18 protein-coding genes are annotated in these 18020 nt (G+C 53.4%); 4 read left to right on the top strand and 14 right to left on the bottom strand.

The window, feature by feature from the left end; genetic code table 11:
* Window positions 1-40 precede the first annotated feature (40 nt).
* From kduD to IB196_RS04180, 4 genes are all read right to left on the bottom strand, one after another.
* Complete coding sequence (kduD, locus tag IB196_RS04195; RefSeq protein ID WP_005123393.1) at window positions 41-802, bottom strand: 2-dehydro-3-deoxy-D-gluconate 5-dehydrogenase KduD; 762 nt, start codon at window positions 800-802, stop codon at window positions 41-43.
* 57 nt (window positions 803-859) lie between these two features.
* Window positions 860-1696: a 5-dehydro-4-deoxy-D-glucuronate isomerase gene (gene kduI / locus IB196_RS04190; protein ID WP_005123391.1), complete on the bottom strand. Its 837-nt coding sequence runs from the start codon at window positions 1694-1696 to the stop codon at window positions 860-862.
* Window positions 1697-2166: 470 nt separating this feature from the next.
* On the bottom strand, window positions 2167-3345 hold the full coding sequence (locus tag IB196_RS04185; RefSeq protein ID WP_005123390.1) for an acetyl-CoA C-acetyltransferase: 1179 nt from the start codon (window positions 3343-3345) through the stop codon (window positions 2167-2169).
* 102 nt (window positions 3346-3447) lie between these two features.
* Complete coding sequence (locus tag IB196_RS04180) at window positions 3448-4332, bottom strand: LysR family transcriptional regulator (protein WP_005123388.1); 885 nt, start codon at window positions 4330-4332, stop codon at window positions 3448-3450.
* A gap of 100 nt (window positions 4333-4432) precedes the next feature.
* On the opposite strand from IB196_RS04180, the gene IB196_RS04175 reads away from it, so the two are divergent.
* Window positions 4433-4888 carry a multidrug/biocide efflux PACE transporter gene (locus tag IB196_RS04175; RefSeq protein WP_040232158.1) on the top strand — a complete coding sequence of 152 codons (456 nt, stop codon included), beginning with the start codon at window positions 4433-4435 and terminating at the stop codon, window positions 4886-4888.
* A 142-nt stretch (window positions 4889-5030) separates the two neighbouring features.
* The gene (locus IB196_RS04170; RefSeq protein ID WP_040232157.1) at window positions 5031-6260 is read left to right on the top strand and encodes an amino acid permease; all 1230 of its coding nucleotides are present in this window, start codon (window positions 5031-5033) and stop codon (window positions 6258-6260) included.
* Window positions 6261-6312: 52 nt separating this feature from the next.
* On the opposite strand, the gene rcnR is transcribed toward IB196_RS04170, so the two are convergent.
* Window positions 6313-6585 (bottom strand): Ni(II)/Co(II)-binding transcriptional repressor RcnR, encoded by a 273-nt coding sequence (rcnR, locus tag IB196_RS04165; protein ID WP_005123385.1) that lies wholly within the window; start codon window positions 6583-6585, stop codon window positions 6313-6315.
* A 121-nt stretch (window positions 6586-6706) separates the two neighbouring features.
* Here rcnR and IB196_RS04160 point away from each other — a divergent pair, with 121 nt between their 5' ends.
* Window positions 6707-7573, top strand: a complete 867-nt coding sequence (locus tag IB196_RS04160) for a nickel/cobalt efflux protein RcnA (RefSeq protein ID WP_005123383.1) — start codon at window positions 6707-6709, stop codon at window positions 7571-7573.
* 45 nt (window positions 7574-7618) lie between these two features.
* Here IB196_RS04160 and IB196_RS04155 read toward each other — a convergent pair whose 3' ends face one another.
* The 7 genes from IB196_RS04155 to IB196_RS04125 form a co-directional block, all read right to left on the bottom strand.
* Window positions 7619-9001: an amidohydrolase family protein gene (locus tag IB196_RS04155; RefSeq protein WP_188231921.1), complete on the bottom strand. Its 1383-nt coding sequence runs from the start codon at window positions 8999-9001 to the stop codon at window positions 7619-7621.
* Between the two features lie 12 nt (window positions 9002-9013).
* The gene (locus tag IB196_RS04150; protein ID WP_005123380.1) at window positions 9014-9964 is read right to left on the bottom strand and encodes a carbamate kinase family protein; all 951 of its coding nucleotides are present in this window, start codon (window positions 9962-9964) and stop codon (window positions 9014-9016) included.
* A 26-nt stretch (window positions 9965-9990) separates the two neighbouring features.
* Window positions 9991-11541 (bottom strand): hypothetical protein, encoded by a 1551-nt coding sequence (locus IB196_RS04145; RefSeq protein ID WP_003825560.1) that lies wholly within the window; start codon window positions 11539-11541, stop codon window positions 9991-9993.
* 117 nt (window positions 11542-11658) lie between these two features.
* Window positions 11659-13077 carry a DUF1116 domain-containing protein gene (locus tag IB196_RS04140; protein WP_188231920.1) on the bottom strand — a complete coding sequence of 473 codons (1419 nt, stop codon included), beginning with the start codon at window positions 13075-13077 and terminating at the stop codon, window positions 11659-11661.
* Window positions 13077-14624 carry an acyl-CoA synthetase FdrA gene (gene fdrA / locus IB196_RS04135; RefSeq protein ID WP_188231919.1) on the bottom strand — a complete coding sequence of 516 codons (1548 nt, stop codon included), beginning with the start codon at window positions 14622-14624 and terminating at the stop codon, window positions 13077-13079. Before fdrA ends, IB196_RS04140 begins: the two co-directional genes overlap by 1 nt.
* Window positions 14602-15399, bottom strand: a complete 798-nt coding sequence (locus tag IB196_RS04130; protein ID WP_188231918.1) for a DUF2877 domain-containing protein — start codon at window positions 15397-15399, stop codon at window positions 14602-14604. The genes fdrA and IB196_RS04130 overlap by 23 nt, the downstream gene beginning before the upstream one ends.
* A gap of 117 nt (window positions 15400-15516) precedes the next feature.
* Complete coding sequence (locus IB196_RS04125; RefSeq protein WP_005123373.1) at window positions 15517-16122, bottom strand: ankyrin repeat domain-containing protein; 606 nt, start codon at window positions 16120-16122, stop codon at window positions 15517-15519.
* 392 nt (window positions 16123-16514) lie between these two features.
* On the opposite strand from IB196_RS04125, the gene IB196_RS04120 reads away from it, so the two are divergent.
* The gene (locus IB196_RS04120; RefSeq protein WP_005123372.1) at window positions 16515-17444 is read left to right on the top strand and encodes a LysR substrate-binding domain-containing protein; all 930 of its coding nucleotides are present in this window, start codon (window positions 16515-16517) and stop codon (window positions 17442-17444) included.
* Between the two features lie 35 nt (window positions 17445-17479).
* Here IB196_RS04120 and IB196_RS04115 read toward each other — a convergent pair whose 3' ends face one another.
* Together IB196_RS04115 and yjdI are read right to left on the bottom strand one after the other, a co-directional pair.
* Complete coding sequence (locus IB196_RS04115) at window positions 17480-17752, bottom strand: GNAT family N-acetyltransferase (RefSeq protein WP_005123370.1); 273 nt, start codon at window positions 17750-17752, stop codon at window positions 17480-17482.
* A gap of 11 nt (window positions 17753-17763) precedes the next feature.
* On the bottom strand, window positions 17764-17994 hold the full coding sequence (yjdI, locus tag IB196_RS04110) for a 4Fe-4S mono-cluster protein YjdI (RefSeq protein ID WP_005123368.1): 231 nt from the start codon (window positions 17992-17994) through the stop codon (window positions 17764-17766).
* Window positions 17995-18020: the final 26 nt, after the last annotated feature.

Below are 18020 nucleotides of genomic sequence, written 5' to 3'. Positions count from 1 at the left end.
CCCTGCCAGATGGCAGGGTTTATCGGTGCTGGAAGGCGGATTAACGCGCCAGCCAGCCGCCGTCTACCGCTACGGTATAACCGTTGATGTAGTCAGAGGCGCTGGATGCCAGGAACACGACAGGCCCCATCAGGTCACTCGGCAGCCCCCAACGACCCGCCGGGATACGATCGAGGATTTCGGCGCTACGCTGTTCATCAGCACGCAGCTGTTGAGTGTTGTTCGTCGCCATGTAACCCGGGGCGATCGCATTCACGTTGATATTATGTTTTGCCCACTCGTTGGCCATCAGACGCGTCACGCCCATTACGCCGCTTTTTGACGCGGTGTAAGACGGCACACGGATGCCGCCCTGGAAGGAGAGCATAGAGGCGATATTAATAATTTTACCGCCGTTACCCTGGGCAATGAAGTGCTTCGCCGCCGCCTGAGACATGAAGAACACGCTCTTAATGTTCAGGTTCATCACGTCGTCCCAGTCTTTTTCGCTGAAGTCGATCGCATCTTCACGACGGATAAGACCGGCGTTGTTCACCAGAATGTCGATATGACCGAATTCTGCGACCGCACGCTCCAGCAGTGCCGGAATACCATCAATTTGACGCAGATCGGCGGTCAGGCTTAAAAAACGGCGGCCCAGTGCGGTAACACGTTCGATGGTTTCAGTCGGCTCAACAATGTTGATACCCACGATATCACAACCTGCTTCCGCCAGACCCAGCGCCATCCCCTGACCCAAACCGGTGTCACAACCCGTCACAACGGCGACTTTACCTTCAAGAGAGAATGCATTCAAAATCATTGTAAATCCTTATTTTTTATAATGCCCGTCACAGACAGGCTGAGTAGCCGCCCGCGACTAGCGCAGATCTTTGACTGCAACGTGGTCCATATCATCAAAGACCTGATTTTCGCCAACCATACCCCAAATGAAGGTATAGGCTTTCGTACCAACGCCAGAATGGATAGACCAGCTCGGAGAAATTACCGCCTGCTCATTGTGCATCACAATATGACGCGTTTCCTGAGGTTGCCCCATCATGTGGAAGACACAGGTGTCTTCTTCCATATTGAAGTAGAAATAGACTTCCATACGGCGTTCATGGGTATGGCACGGCATGGTGTTCCACAGGTTGCCCGGCGCCAGTTCGGTCAGGCCCATGCTCAGTTGGCAGGTTTCCAGTACGTCCGGCACAAAATACTTGTTGATGGTACGGCGATTACTCGTGAGATCATCACCCAACGTCACTGGCGCAACGTCGGCTGGGGTCACTTTTTTGGTTGGATAAGTCATGTGTGCCGGCGCGCAGTTATAATAGAACTTGGCGGGTTTTGCTGGGTCAATGCTTGCAAAAACCACTTCTTTGGCCCCTTTACCGACATACAGCGCATCGCGATGACCAATTTCATAGCACTGGCCGTCAACAGTAATCGTGCCCGGTCCACCGATGTTGATCACGCCTAACTCACGACGCTCGAGGAAGTAGGTTACGCCCAGCTGTTTGCCAACTTCACCACCTACAGAGACGGTTTTACCCACTGGCATAATGCCGCCAACAATAATGCGGTCAATGTGGCTGTAGACCATGGTGTATTCGTCAGCAACAAACACTTCTTCTACCAAAAACTCATTACGCAGCGCCTGGGTATCCAGGGTTTTAGCATGCGCACTATGGATGCTTTGTCTTACGTCCACATTTACCTCCAGTGATAAATTGACCGTGAATTCTTGAGCGATAGCAAAACGCCGTTCCGTTTTACCTAATGCGTTCATGATATCCCTCCCGGAACGGGTTTTCAATTATAACTAAAACGATGTTTCACTTTTTCCGCATCTTATTATCAAAAGTGTAAGTGCGATCACGTCAGCGCGTATAAATAGCGAAATGTGTTTAAATAAAATGATTTAATAACAATAAGATAAATTGATTCATTCATTAGAGGTGGGGATAAAAAATGAAAAATTCAGCCGAGATCATCGGCCGATAAGACACCTTTTCTAACAAAGTGCGCAGTTAATCACATGAAATGAAACAATGTTTTGATAAGTTAACGGTGTTTAGAGTGTATGTTTCTGTAACTGGCCTTGCCCTCCTGCTGGAGGGCTTTTTTACAGGTGCAGCGAAAACACTTAGAAAGGCGTTTAAGACGGTAAATCTAAGATCGTTAATCTCGTTCGATAGCGAGTGCCACACCCTGGCCACCGCCGATACACAGCGTTGCCAGGCCTTTGTGCGCCCGACGTTTCACCATTTCATGCACCAGTGAAACCAGAATCCGGCAGCCTGATGCGCCAATCGGGTGACCGAGCGCAATGGCTCCGCCGTTCACATTCACCCGCCGTTCATCCCACTCCAGCATTTTCCCAACGGATAATGCCTGCGCGGCGAAGGCTTCATTGGCTTCAATCAAATCGACATCCGCCAGTTGCCAGCCGACGCGCTCAAGGCAGCGACGCGTCGCGTACACTGGCGCAATCCCCATGAGCGCGGGGTCAACGCCGACACTGGCAAAGGCGCGAATGCGCGCCAGTATGGGTAAATTCAGCGCCTGTGCTTTGGCTTCGCTCATCATCATCACCGCGGCGGCACCATCATTGATAGATGACGCGTTGCCCGCCGTAACCGAACCAAGTCTGTCGAAGGTAGGATCCAGGCGCGCCAGCCCTTCGGCGCTGGCATCGGTGCGCGGCTGCTCGTCGGTATCCACCACAAAGGATTGCCCATTACGCTGGGTCACCACCGGCACGATCTCATCTTTAAAGCGCCCGGCATCAATTGCCATCCGCGCTTTATGCTGCGAATGAAGCGCGTAGGCGTCCTGTAATTCGCGGCTGATACCATATTCCCGCGCCAGATTTTCTGCAGTGACGCCCATATGATAATCGTTGAAAGCATCCCACAGCCCATCATGCACCAGGCTGTCGACCAGTTGACTGTTACCCAGTTGCGCCCCGGTGCGGCTGTCGGTGAGGACATGCGGCGCGCGGCTCATATTCTCTTGCCCGCCCGCAATCACAATGTCAGCTTCGCCGCACTGGATAGCCTGGGTCGCCAGATGCAGCGCTTTCAGACCCGAACCGCAAACATCGTTAATGGTGATAGCGGAAACGGTATTGGGCAACCCACCATTGATGGCGGACTGACGCGCCGGGTTCTGCCCGGCACCTGCGGTAAGCACCTGACCGAGGATCACTTCATCCACAGCGTGAACGTCCACGCCCGTGCGTTCCAGTAACGCCCTGACCACCATACTACCTAATTCAACGGCAGAGTGGCGCGCCAGTGTCCCCTGGAAGCAGCCAATCGGTGTCCTTAACGCCCCGACTATCACAACCTCTTTCATCACCACCTCAGCGCAAAATAACACCGCAATAGTAGATGATTGTTAAAAAGAGTTATCAAGGTTGTTTAAAAACGGTGATTTTTATCACAAAGGAAATTCGTATCATTTATTGGTCATCTGAACGCCACTCTGCTGTAAATGGTCGCGCAGCCAACTTCCCGCCACGCCAGGCGGGGATTTCTTATTCCACAACAGATCGATAGAGATAGCCTTTGGCCAACCGGGCAGCGTCAATGGAACCAGCGGCTTTTCTGCCGCAAATTCTTCTACCAGCGCGCAAGGCAGCGCGCACCAGCCGAATCCCTGAACCGCCATACTCAGCAGTAACAAATAGTTGGGAGCAGACCATACGGGGCCGCGCGCCACGTTGGTGCGGCTTTCCAGATAGGTATTCAGACGCAGCTCGCGCCAGGTGTGGAGCTGTTCCCACTGCAGTTTTTCCTGGCCCGCCAGCGGATGCGAAGCCGCGACATATAATCCCATCCAGGTTTGCATCGGCAGACGCGTGACGCCCATGTCGGTCGGGTAATCCTGCCGCGCTTCGATCAACCCCACCTGAGCACGTCCTTTTTGCAGCAGATCGATCACGTCCTCGTCTTCACCAATCAGACATTCAAACTCGGTATGGGGAAACTTGCGGTCAAACTGCACCATCAGTTCTTCCAGCACATCCGGATGCAGCGTATCTGACAACACGAAGGTCAGACGCGCTTCCGTTTCACCCGACAGCGAAATCGCCGCTTCGTCCAGACGATCGCTCGCCGACAGAATCGCCTGCACATAACCCAGCACCCGCTTACCTTCTTCGGTCAGCGTTGGCTGGCGTGATGAACGGTCAAACAGCGCAAAACCAAGGTCGGCTTCCAGATGCGCAATGGCCGTACTGATGGTGGACTGGCTTTTGCGCAGTCGCCGGGCCGCAGCCGAAAATGAGCCGCAGGAGACGGTCTCTACAAATGCCGTCAACGCTTCAGGAGAGTAACGCATGAACTATCTACTTTATCGATGGATACTATCTTTTAGATATCACATAAAACGATAAAATTGCCACCATTCCGTTATCCAGGCATCAAAGAAGGTTTAGGTTATGCAACACGATACAGTCCAACGTCGCTCGTTAATGGAGCGCATTTTTCATGCCGTCTGCTTTGAAGGCATTGCCACCGCGATCCTCGCACCAACCACCGCATGGTTAATGCAGCGCTCGGTGCTGGAAATGGGCGGACTGACTATTATTCTCGCTACCACGGCGATGATCTGGAATATCATTTATAACGCCCTGTTTGACCGCTTATGGCCGTCACATCTGGTGAAACGTACGGCAAAAGTCCGCGCATTCCACGCCTTAGGTTTCGAGAGTGGTTTTATCGTCATCGGGGTAAGCATCGTGGCGTATGTGCTGAACGTCAGCCTGCTTCAGGCATTCACGTTGGAAATAGGTTTCTTCCTCTTCTTCCTGCCGTACACCATGTTCTATAACTGGGCGTATGACACATTGCGCGAGCGCGTAATGAAGCGTCGTCAGCAGCGCGTTACTGCCTGATAATTCAAACAATAGTCGGAATTTTCTCAATTCCGGCTATTCATCCATTCACCAGCCCACTTGTTCACACTTCCCCCAGCCCCTCTCATTTGTGGTAAATTGCGCTTCTTTTTGTTTATTTTATAGTTGATACGTTCAAATAATGTCGAAATTTTGGTCAAAAGAAGAGACTCTCTGGAGCTTCGCACTATATGGGACTGCCGTCGGCGCAGGAACCCTCTTCCTTCCCATACAGCTGGGTTCTGCAGGCGCGGTGGTGCTGTTTATCACCGCACTCGTCGCCTGGCCTTTAACCTACTGGCCGCACAAGGCGCTGTGCCAGTTTATCCTGTCATCAAAAACCTCTGCAGGTGAAGGGATCACCGGCGCGGTCACCCACTATTACGGCAAAAAGATAGGTAGCCTGATTACCACCCTCTATTTTGTTGCTTTCTTTGTGGTGGTGCTGATCTACGCCGTGGCGATAACCAATTCACTCACCGAGCAGCTGGCAAAACATATCGCGATAGATCTTCGCGTGCGTATGCTGGTCAGTCTGGGCGTGGTGCTGGTACTGAATTTAATTTTTCTGATGGGTCGACAAGCCACCATCCGGGTGATGGGCTTTCTGGTGTTCCCGCTCATCGCGTATTTTTTATTCCTTTCGCTGTACCTGACCGGAAGCTGGCAGCCGACGCTACTCACCGGCCAGATGTCTTTCGATCAGCACACGTTACATCAGGTATGGATCTCTATCCCCGTGATGGTTTTCGCTTTTAGCCATACGCCCATTATCTCCACGTTTGCCATCGACAGACGTGAGAAATACGGCGAGCAGGCCATGGGTAAATGCAAAAAAATCATGAAGGTCGCCTACGTCATCATCTGTCTGAGCGTACTGTTTTTCGTCTTTAGCTGTCTGCTTTCGATTCCGACAAACTATATCGAGGATGCAAAGAATGAAGGCGTGACCATCCTGTCAGCACTGTCGATGATGCCAAACGCGCCGGCCTGGCTGTCAATCTCCGGGATTATTGTTGCCGTCGTGGCGATGTCAAAATCGTTCCTCGGCACCTACTTTGGCGTGATTGAAGGGGCGACAGAAGTCGTAAAAACGTCGCTGCATCAGGTGGGTGTGAAGAAAAGCCGGGCCTTTAACCGCGCCCTGTCCATTATGTTGGTCTCAAGCATCACGTTTATCATCTGCTGCATTAACCCTAATGCCATTTCAATGATTTACGCGATCAGTGGGCCGCTGATTGCCATGATTCTGTTTATCATGCCGACGTTATCGACCTATCTGATCCCGGCGCTGAAGCCGTACCGTTCAGTGGGTAACCTGATAACGTTGATTGTCGGTCTGTTGTGCGTATCCGTGATGTTTTTTGGCTAAATGACGTTATCAACGGCTCATTCATCAGCGCGTGGATGAGCCGCACTCCGCCTTACTTGATGTAAGAATCCAATACCTTCAGGACAACGTCCAAATCCTCTTCACGCTTTATTTCATCGCCCTGATGCACAATATGCTCGGTCAGATGGCCTTTAATCACCTCACGCATTAATCCGTTTACCGCACCGCGGATCGCCGCAATTTGCTGCAATACAGCCGCGCATTCATGCGGTTCATCCAGCATGGTTTTCAACGCCACTACCTGGCCCTGAATCTTACTGGCACGGGCTTTCAGCTTTTGTTTGTCGCGGATCGTATGTGACATAGCATTACCTTAATTAACGTAAATCCGTAGCGACAATACCATCGACATTCTACTGGGGGGTAGTATTTGATACTGGGGGGGAGTAGAATCAGGCAAAATTAGACAACTAAGAATCATTCTCATGGGTGAATTTTCTACGCTTCTTCAGCAAGGCAACGCCTGGTTCTTCATTCCCAGTGCAATTTTATTGGGGGTGTTACACGGCCTGGAACCGGGGCATTCGAAGACAATGATGGCGGCGTTTATTATTGCCATAAAGGGGACTATCAAGCAGGCGGTGATGCTGGGGCTGGCGGCTACCCTGTCGCATACGGCCATAGTATGGCTGATTGCACTTGGCGGAATGTATATCAGTAAAGCGTTCACGGCCCAGGCCGTCGAACCCTGGCTACAGTTTGTCTCGGCGATCATTATTTTAGGCACTGCATTCTGGATGTTCTGGCGGACATGGCAAGGCGAGCAGAACTGGCTGACTCAGACACATCACGACCATCATCATGATCACGATCATAACCACGATCACCACCACCATCACGAACATGACCACCACCACGACCACGATCATAACCATGCCGCGTTGGCAGGGCTGAGCGAGGGTTCGAAAGAGTATCAGGACGCGCACGAACGCGCACATGCCAACGATATCCAGCGCCGCTTTGCGGGCAAAGAGGTCACCAACGGGCAAATTTTGCTGTTTGGTCTGACCGGTGGTCTGATCCCGTGTCCTGCGGCTATTACCGTCTTACTGATTTGTATCCAGCTCAAAGCCTTTACGCTGGGGGCAACGATGGTGCTGTGCTTTAGCCTCGGACTGGCGATAACGCTGGTAACGGTAGGGGTTGGCGCGGCTATCAGCGTACAGCAGGCGGCAAAACGCTGGAGCGGATTTAACACGCTGGCGCGTAAAGCACCCTATTTTTCCAGTGCACTCATCGGCATGGTCGGCATATATATGGGGATTCACGGCTATCTGGGGATCGCCGGTTAACGGTAACAGCGCGCAGCAGCAATTGCCGCTGCGCGGAAAACCAAACTAGCTTGCGACATTCCCCCACACCAGTTGGCCTTTATGGAAGGTCGCGGTGCGAGGGGAAATCCTCGCGACCGCTTCCGCAGAGCAGGACGCATCGACCAGCACAAAACTCGCGTCATCCTGTGCTTTCGGCCACACACGTTCGCCTTTATCGTTGAGCGGCAGCACATCGCCAGTGGCGAGGAACAGCGCTCGCGACAGGTTAAGCTCATTAGGGCGAATATAGAGCTGCGCGTACAGATTCGCCTTCTCCAGCATGTCTCCCAGGCCATACGGCGACCAGTGGTCAATTACGCTGTCGGTGCCGGTAATCACCTCCACGCCTTTATCGCGCAGCTGTTTCAGCGGCATGTGCATCGTGCCAATCGGCACCGTCGAAGCAATGGTAATTTGCTGCGCCGCCATGCGGGTTGCGAGTTCATCCACCTGCTGTTCGTTCAGCGTAGACAGCGCAAACGCGTGGCTGATGGTCAGTTTTCCCTTCAACTGCGGGGTTTTCTCTACCGTCTCCACCATGTAATTCACCGCCGCCACGCCCGCCGGACTGGTTTCATGCAGATGAATATCCACGCCTTTGTTGTAATCCAGCGCAATCTGGAACATGGTGTCGAGGGATTTCTCCATCGCCCCGTCCACACTGGTTGGGTCCAGGCCGCCGACGTAATGCGCCCCCGCCTGCATCGCTTCACGCATCAGCGGTTCAGACTTCGATAACAACAGGCCATGTTGTGGAAACGCCACGATTTCGCAGGCAAAACCCGGCTGACGACGCGCCAGTACCGCCTGCAGGTTTTCCAGGTTTTTCAGCCCGGAAACTGGCTCAATATTGCAGTGGCTGCGGGCAATCGATGTCCCTTTTGATTGCAGCAGATCGATAAGCTTTTCCGCCCGCTCCTGAGTATAAGGCTGCAGCTCGGGTAGCAGCTTTTGTTCCAGGCGGATCATATCCTGAATGGTGGTGCCCGCCGGACGGTTCAGAGAACGCCAGGGGCCACCGTAAAAGGTTTTATCCAGATGGATGTGCATGTCGCGCATGGCGGGCAACATCAGCTTTCCACCCGCATCGTAGTGCGGCAGCGTCGCATCCGGATGCTGCTTATTCTCGCGTAGCGCAACAATCTTCCCATCCTGAATTTCAACGGTTTGCAGTGCAGTACGGGTATGTACCACCACGGCATTTTCGTAATCAAATCCCGCTTCCAGCAGAACGTTATCGAGGTAGTAGTGTTTATCGTTAATCGTCATCGTGCTCTTCGACCCGCAGGTGTTCCCGACAGGATTAGCAGCATACGTGACCGGAGCCACTGCGCCAAACAGCGCAGCAGCAGTGACCATTTTTCCGCTCTGACTTAAAAACTCGCGGCGGCTGTTACTTTCCTTCATTCGCATCTCCTCTCAGGAATGGACAATGTGGGTACCCGTTTCACCGCGCAGTGCGGCGGGCAGGCATTCCGGCGTAGTGATGATCACCCGCTTACCGCCACGTGCCAGGAACGTCAGGCTGGCGATAATTTTGGGTAGCATGCTGCCCGGCGGGAAGTGACCTTCCTGCATGTAGCGGGTCATTGTCGCAATATCCACAGTATCCAGCGCCTGCTGGTTGGGCTTACCGAAGTGAATACACACTTTCTCTACGCCAGTAGTGATCACCAGAATGTCAGCGCGGATCTCCTGCGCCAGCAGCGCAGTGGAGAGATCTTTATCAATCACCGCATCCACGCTGTGATAATCCCCGTGCTCGCTACGTACAACCGGGATCCCACCGCCGCCCGCGCCAATCACCACAAAACCTTGCTGAGTCAGCGTTTTGATCGCCTCTGCTTCAACAATACGTTTTGGTTCAGGGGAGGCCACAACCCGGCGGTAGCCGCGTCCGGAATCTTCCACAAAATGCCAGCCCGGATTGACCCGCAGCAGCTCATCGCGCTGCGCTGCGCTAAAGAAGGCGCCAATCGGCTTGGTTGGATTCGCAAACCCTGGATCGTTCTTATCGACCTCTACCTGCGTGACCACCGTCACCGCCTTCTGCTCACCGCGTCGCGCCAGGCGGTTATTCAGCGCCTGTTGGATCAGGTAGCCAATACCGCCCTGAGTATCAGCGACGCAGTTTGCCAGCGGAGTGAGCGGCAAACCTTCACGTTCGTGCGCGATTTCAGCACGCCGGAGATCCAGCCCCACCTGCGGTCCGTTACCGTGTGTCAGCACAATGTTGTAGTCCGATGCCAACATCTCCAGCACCGTGTCCGCCACCGCTTTTACCGCTTCAGCCTGGTGCTCAATCGACTGGCTGGCGTTATCTTTGATAATGCTGTTGCCGCCAATGGCAACGACCACAAGTTCTTTCATAGTGTTATCTTCCGCTTACAGGCGATTCAGGTCGTTTTCGTCGGTTCCTGCTCAGGCGCAGTCACCGCTTCACGGCTATCAAGAACATGCTTGAGGACAAACATGCCGCTCATCATCAGGTAGGCCACAACAAACATCATCGAGCTGCCCTCAGCAAAGCCGACTGCCGGGGAGTGAATCACACCAAACAGCGACAGCAGTGCACCGAAGGCAGCGGCAATCGCCCCACGTAACGGCTTGTTCATGATGGCGAAGATAGCGACGCAGCCCCACAGCATACTGGCCAGCGGCGCACCGCTTCCCAGATGCACCAGTCCGTCGTAATAGACACCTTTGCTGTGCAGCAGATCGCTCCCCAGTTTCCCCGCAGATGTTCCGGCGGCCCCCATCACGCTGTTAACGATGGTCAATGCCCAGTTGGCAATCCACGGGAACAAGCAGATGAAGATAACGGGAACCTCGACTTTGGGCGTTTCTCGTACCACCTGGTTAGCGGTCACCACGCCGATAAACACCAGAATCGGCACGATCGCGGTCATCGGAATAATGGCGAGCATAAATGCGCCCAGGCCAAACAGCGGTACCAGGAACATGGTGATACCAGATGCCAGGGTATAACCGATGCTGGCGCCCATTGCTTTCCAGCCCGCATGCCCAACATACACGGTCACCGGGAACGGGTTGCCCAGCATGCAGCCAAGCATGGAGGCAAAACCGTTCGCCATCATCACCTTACGGGTGTTGTACTCATCCCCCGCCGCGTGCGCACTTTCAATGTTCTCAAGGTCAAAAATATAGTTCGCCAGACCCAGCGGAACTGCAGAAGCCAGATACGGCAACGCATGCGGTAATCCTTGCAGGAAGCTGTCGACATGAATTTCCGGCGGGTTGAAGCCAAAGGAAGACATCGACGCTTTAATGGCTTCCGGGCTTTGTAAACCGGAGATCCACGCCAGGGCCGTACCGGCAATCAGCAACAGCAAACCGGTAGGAATGCGAGCAAAAATCGGCTTCTTACCGAACCAGTTGATGAAAATCAGCAACAGGACGATGAAAGAAACGGTCGGCGCTTCAAACGCCTGCAGCATGGGGTTCATCGCCAGCAGCAACAGTCCCAGGCCGGACAGACAAGAAAGCAGTACCGTACGTGGAATCATCTTGCGGATGGTCTCGCCCAGGAAGGAGCCGCCCACCAGGATCAACGCTTCCACAAAGCACCATACCAGTGCTATCTGGATGGCGAAGTTGGCATCTTTGGTTTGCTGATAAACCGGCATCAGCACCAGGAACGTCACGGTAAAGATTGACGGTGCGCTGGGCCCGGACGGCAACGCCGTCACATCATTACGGCCGGTGTGTTTTGCCATCTGCAAGCCAAACCAGGCATAGCAGACGCTGGCCACCAGCACCGCCAGACCAAAGGCTGGCGCAATGCGGCCGTAAACTATTTCAGTCGGGATGCCGACAACAAAAATGAGCAGCCCCATCATTGTCAGCAGGTTAGTCAGGTTGTTGGTCATCAGCCCGAAGTAAGCCGCCCAGTCACCACGTTTCCATTCTAGTTTTATGCTGTTCATGGAATATCCTTCACAGGTTAAGCATCGTTTGCGATCTCAGGGATCGCCCAGCCCTGCAGGTAAGCAACGTTTTTCGCTTCGCTACCGTGGGGCTAACGCAGTTAGCCCCGATTGTTGTTATTGGCAGTAGCGGTCGCGCCAGTTGAGGATCGCCTTTTCAAAACAGGCGAATGGCGGGTGGACTATTCCGGCGCCGATCATGCCGATCCCCGCGTCTTTATGCGCAATTGCGGTGTTAATCACCGGCAGAATACCGGTGCTGCACACGCGCGTAATATCTATCGCGGTCGGTACGCCCATAAAACCCAGCAGTGGAATGGTGACGTTGGGGTTTTCACCGAGGGTGATTTCACGCATCTGGCGAGAGAAATCGACCGCTTCTTCAACTGTTCCCCCCACCAGCGCCACGATAGCTGGTGCCGTCGCCATGGCGAAACCGCCAATGCCGTAGGTTTCGGTAATCGCGCTATCGCCGATGTCACGACCGGAATCTTCCGGCTTATAGCCCGCAAACATCGGACCTATCACCTGTTGCGCCGGACCGGTAAACCACTGACCCGGTAAGCCGCTGATGCGCAGACCAAACTCAACGCCGTTACGCGCCATCGTCGTCACCACGGTGCTGTATTCGATACCGTGGGCGGCGTCCATCGCCGCTTTACACATCGCCATCCAGGTCGGCCCGGAGAAGTAATCGCTGCTGAGGACGAATTCAAACACTTCCCGCTGTTGCTCAACCGGATAACCGGTCTGAATGATCCACGGCGTCAGCGCCTGAATCAGTAGCGCAGTCCCGGCATTGTTGCGGTTATGACACTCATCCCCCATGTGCAGCGCCTGCGCCAGCATCAGGCGCAAGTCGATTTCTCCCGCCAGCTTCATGGCATCGCGCAGCATTGGGCCCATCACATCACGCATCCAGTTCAGACGATCGATAACGCTTTGATCGTTCGCCCCCATGCGCAGGATCTTCGCCATCTGCTCGCTCATATTGGTATATGCGCGGTTGCCGTAGGTTTTGTTCTCAACGACGTGCATAAACATGGATGCTGACGTCACACCCGCCATCGAGCCAACGCAGTCATGCTCGTGGCACGGAGAGAAGATGATTTCGCCAGAAGCCGCCAGTTCTGCGGCTGCATCCAGATCTTTCGCCAGCCCTTCAAACACCAACGCACCGGTGACTGCGCCCTTCATTGCGCCGCACATGTTTTCCCAGCGGATCGGCGGCCCGGCATGCAGGATGGTGTTGCGGGTCATCCCCGGCACGACATTGATTGCCTGGTCATAGCCAATCAGCACCGGATGCGACTGGATAATGCGTTCCAGCGCCAGCTGATTAGCGGCAGTAATTTTGTCTGCCAGCGGAGAATCGGCAATCTGATCCAGTGCAGCAACCACCTGCATGTTGCCCTGGCCCGGCGGCGTCCAGTCGAGTTGGGTCACAGGTACGTTTTGCTTTTTCAGGTCATCGCTGAACATCGCAATGCCAACGTTAATCACATTCAGCGGCTGGTTAAACAGCGTCTGGCTCATCAGGCTTCCTCCCCTTTACAGATAAATTCACGCGCCAGCAATCCGGTGTTGGTGCTACTGCTCGCCCAGATAACCCCGGCATCGGTCAGCATCTGGCACTGTTTTTCCAGCGACGGCGTATCCTGATCGGTTCCCAGCACATAGCCGAGGATCTCCAGCGGACGCCCCTCTGCAGCGGCGATCGCTTTGGCTTCAACGATCGCGTCGAGCATCACGCCGACCGGATCTTCATGCGATCCAAAGCCGAGGACGAAATCCATCACGATCACGCCGACTTCAGGATCGCGCGCCTCCTGCAACAGACGACTAATGCGGTTGGTGGGATCGATCATCGGGTGCGGTTTACCGTTGGTGAAATCATCATCACCGAAATCGAGGAAGGTATGCGCGACGCTGCGGTTAAGATCCTGCAGGCGGAACGCCGGATCCGGATGGATGTTGCTGTACACTTCGGCATGTTTTTCCATCGCGGTAAACATCGCTTCATCGCACAGTGTGCCGCCGCAGAACAGCCCACGAATGTACTTTTGCTGTGGCGTCAGACGGGCGCGAACCTCTTCAATCAGCGGCCAGTTGAGCGGATGCAGATCCAGGCTCTCTTTTTTCACGCCGGTCAGCAGCACTGCTTTCAACGCCGCCTCTTTAGTACCGCGTGCAAACTGCAGGCCTTTTTCATCCGCAGGCGCAGCTTCACGTCCAAGGAAACACACCACAACAGGCTTATGGCAAGCGCGCGCGCGTTCCAGCACCTTGCGAGCCACCGCTGGCGCAGGCGGTTTGGAGATAAGCGCAATGATCTCGGTTTGTGGATCGGCTTCCAACATGCCAATCGCGTCAAGCATCATCAGACCACCAATTTTCTCGCTTAGATCGCGTCCACCCGTGCCGATCAGTTGGGAAACACCGCCGCCAAACTCATGAATACGCACGCTCAGTTCCTGGCTACCGGTACCGGATGCCCCCACAATACCAATGTTGCCGCGACGTACTGCATTACCAAAACACAGCGCCGCGCCGTTAATAATGGCGGTCCCGCAGTCTGGCCCCATCATCAACAGTCCTTTTTCGTGTGCCAGCTGCTTAAGCGCCAGTTCGTCCTCAAGAGAAACGTTGTCCGAGAACAGCATCACATTGAGGTTATTTTGCAGTGCCTGACGTGCCTCACGTGCGGCAAACAGACCGTTAACCGAGATAACCGCCAGGTTACTGTCAGGTACGTGCTTTTTAGCACTGGCAAGCGTGGCGTAGCGCGCTTCATGCTGGCCGCCCTGCTCTTTATGCGTGAACAGATCCTCAATCGCTACCAGCGTCTGCTCGTTCGCCGCTTCACTCGCGCCTTTAATGACAATCATCAGATCGCCACTCTTCGCGTCTTCCAGCTCAGGCGTGAGCAAGCCAAGATTCTTCAGCACGCCCTTGTTCATTTCTGTCGCCATTGCCACGAACGCCTGCTCCACACCATCGAGCTTATTTGCGCGTGTTGAAATAGACATCAGTGAGACAGAATCAAAATACGTATTCTTTTTAACAACTATCCTGATCGACATAATTCCCTCCGGACCTGTGGCTCAGGGCGCAGGCATCCGCCATGCCGTATAGCATGTCGCAGCCAGAACTTGAGCCGATATTTTTAATATCAGTTATATATTGCGTAGAAACGGGTTGTTGCTCATTAATAATATGGTTCAGCAGTCGTGCGACACTTTCCCGATAGCGCTGATGAAAAGCCTCCTCCAGCGTAATTTTACTGAGCAATGTCGTATTATTTCCGTCACGCTGCAAGGCGGCGAAAAACTCTCCCCGATATTTTCCCAGCGGGTGTCCTGGAATAAATAAGATGGTACTTAGACCCACTAAATAATCATCGGATGATGGCGTCAGCCCAATACCCAGGCCAATTAAACGGCTGACGGCAGCAGAGATATTTTCTCCTGTGTTCAGCGCCGTCATTAATGTCTGGCGACGCTGGAGTAGTTCACGGGTGATTTCCTGATAAAACGGGTTGTCACCCTGGTACAGAAATAAGGTGTCGTCGTTTTTAAGCTGTTGGCGGAGACACTCTTCCCAGCGATGCCACCGAATAGCCGCAAACGCTGTTGCATCTGGCGTCCACTGTGGCATTCGCCACGGCAGGCACCCGGAAGTCTCTATCCACTTATCCTTACCAACGACAATCCCTGATTCGGTAAAACTGACCGGCTCACCGGGATGAAACAGGTCTTCACAATGCGTCAGCGCCAGCCGACAGCTATTGGGCGCGTTATCACAGCCTTCACTCAGTAACGTCAATAATCGCTGCTGCTCGGGTATGAACAGATTCACCGCGCGGGAAAAAACCTGTTCGACTCGCCCGGTACCCCGGAATGAAAGAAACGCGCCGTCAGCGGTTAGCGCCCGAACGCATCGCCGTGATGGCGTGGCGATAGCGGCGCTCCTCTGTCAGGCTCCGGCGGCAATCAGCAGCTCGGCGATTTCGTGATACCCCTTTTCCCTCGCCAGCTCTAGCGGGGTTTTACCGTATTTATCCGTCATGTGCGGGTTCGCGCCATGGTCGAGCAACAGCTTGACGATCTCCTGCTGCTTCGCGCCACCGTCGTTAAGTACGATAGCTTCCAGCAGCGGCGTCCAGCCAACGAAATTGGTGTGGTTGACGTTAATATCGGTACGCAGCAGCAGCTCGCGCACGATCTCTACATGACCTTTCTCACTGGCAGGCGTAATGCCGACACCGCCAAAACGACTCAGGCGCTCAAGATCCGGGTTAGCCGGTAATACCGTGCGCAGCAGTGTTAAATCATTTGTCAGGCAGCTAATCAGAAATGGATTAAAACAGGTTTGATCTTGTTTATTAATATCAGCACCGGCAGCAATCAATAAAGAAACGCAGTCATAATGTTTATTCAGGCTGGCAATAATAATGGCAGTACGGCCCTGGCGGTTGGTGGCATTAATATCCACATTTTTTTCCAGACAGGATTTTAATCCTTCGGCGTTACCCTGTTCTGCCGCCAGCAGAAATTCAGTAATAAGTTCTTTCTCTGACATAATCACTCTCCTGCAGTTTTTTAGACTCTTCATATTTCCGATAACCTGAGAATAGCAACAGAGTTTAGAGAATAACATCCGCTTAAATTTCATTCATCGTAAGCGTGTCGATTGTTGAATCAAATTTAATAATGAGGGTAAAACGTGCTGTAGTGCAATCTTTCCCTTATGACGGAAGCCGTTTTAGCGATGAATCAGAGCCTGGGGAAATCAGGCGGTATGCAGCACGGATAGTGGGTCGCAACTAAAATACAGAAGTGTGATTGCCTTCAAATCAAATGTAACTCTAGTGTTAAATTCTGTTCAAAACTGATTGCTCTCGATAAGGATTACAAATACATTCAACAATCATCGTATCGTGGGCATCGCAGCATGGCCTGAGGGGAGAACGGATGAATTCAATTTTTACCGAGGAAAACCTGCTGGCCTTTACGATGGCAGCGCGCTATAGCAGTTTCAGCAAGGCCGCAGAGGAGCTTGGCTTAACAACGTCGGCCATCAGCTACACCATCAAACGCATGGAGATGGGGCTCGATGTGGTACTGTTTACTCGCAGTACCCGCAGCATTGAGCTCACCGAGTCCGGTCGCTACTTCTTTCGCAAAGCAACCGACCTGCTGAATGACTTCCACGCCATCAAGCGCAGCATCGATACCATCGCCCAGGGTATTGAAGCCAGGGTACGCATTTGCATTAACCAGTTGTTGTATACCCCACAGCATACTGCACGGCTGTTACAGGTACTCAAAAAGCAGTTTCCGACCTGCCAGATAACCGTCACCACCGAGGTGTATAACGGCGTCTGGGATTCGATCATCAACAACCTCGCCAACATCGCTATTGGCGCGCCCGATACCCTGCTGGACGGCGGCGGGATTGATTACACCGAAATCGGTGCGATCCGCTGGTCGTTCGCTATCGCACCGGATCACCCACTGGCGTTTATGCCTGAGCCGATTTCAGAAAGTCAGTTGCGTCTGTACCCGAACATTATGGTGGAGGACACCGCGCACACCATCAACAAGAAGGTCGGCTGGTTGCTGCACGGGCAGGAGTCGATTCTGGTTCCTGATTTTAATACCAAGTGTCAGTGCCAGATTCTGGGTGAAGGCATCGGTTTTCTGCCGGACTATATGGTGCGCGAGGCCATGGAAAAGTCGCTGCTGGTCACGCGACAGATCCATAACCCTCGTCAGGATTCACGCATGCTGTTGGCAACCCAGCACGCGGCAACCGGTCGCGTAACGCAGTGGATTAAAAAAGAGTTTGGCCCACAAGGGGTACTGACGGGGATTTATCAGGATCTGCTGCATCGGCAGTGATGTGCCGGATAAGACTATCCGGCGAAAATCAGTCTTCAGGCGCGAATATCGTCGTACTCGCGAGTTTTATCAAACTCATGCCGGGCAAACGGACACAGCGGGATCACTTTGCGGTTTTCGGCGCGCATTTTCTCCACCACCTTCGCCACCAGCAGCTTACCCACGCCCTGACCTTTCAGACTAGGGTCGACATCAGTATGCTCAATGATGCTCAGATGCTCGCCCGTCGGCACAAAAACAATCTCGGCGACCTGCCTGCCTTCAGCATCGTTAACATAAAATTTGTTGTGGCCTGCAAGAATTTCCATGGTTCCCTCACTTATTTCTGGCGATACTTCAGTGCACCACTCGGACAGGTATCAATAACCCTGATAACCGTCGCAACATCGACTTCATCCGGGATGATCCACGGTTTACGCTTCAGGTTGAAAAGTTTTGCGCTTCCTCGTACGCAATTGCCTGAATGTTGGCACATCCCCGTGTTGAAATAGACATCAATCTTCTCGCCGGTATAGGCCCGGTAACCTGCATCCAGTAGTTCCTTATCCACGACATTGCCTAACATTTTTTTATTGT

The sequence above is a fragment of the Citrobacter sp. C6_1 genome, from assembly GCF_014596835.2.
GTDB classification, from domain to species: Bacteria; Pseudomonadota; Gammaproteobacteria; order Enterobacterales; family Enterobacteriaceae; genus Citrobacter; species Citrobacter pasteurii.
Note: the sequence above shows the minus strand (reverse complement) of the source record. Positions and strands in the feature narration are given on the sequence as shown.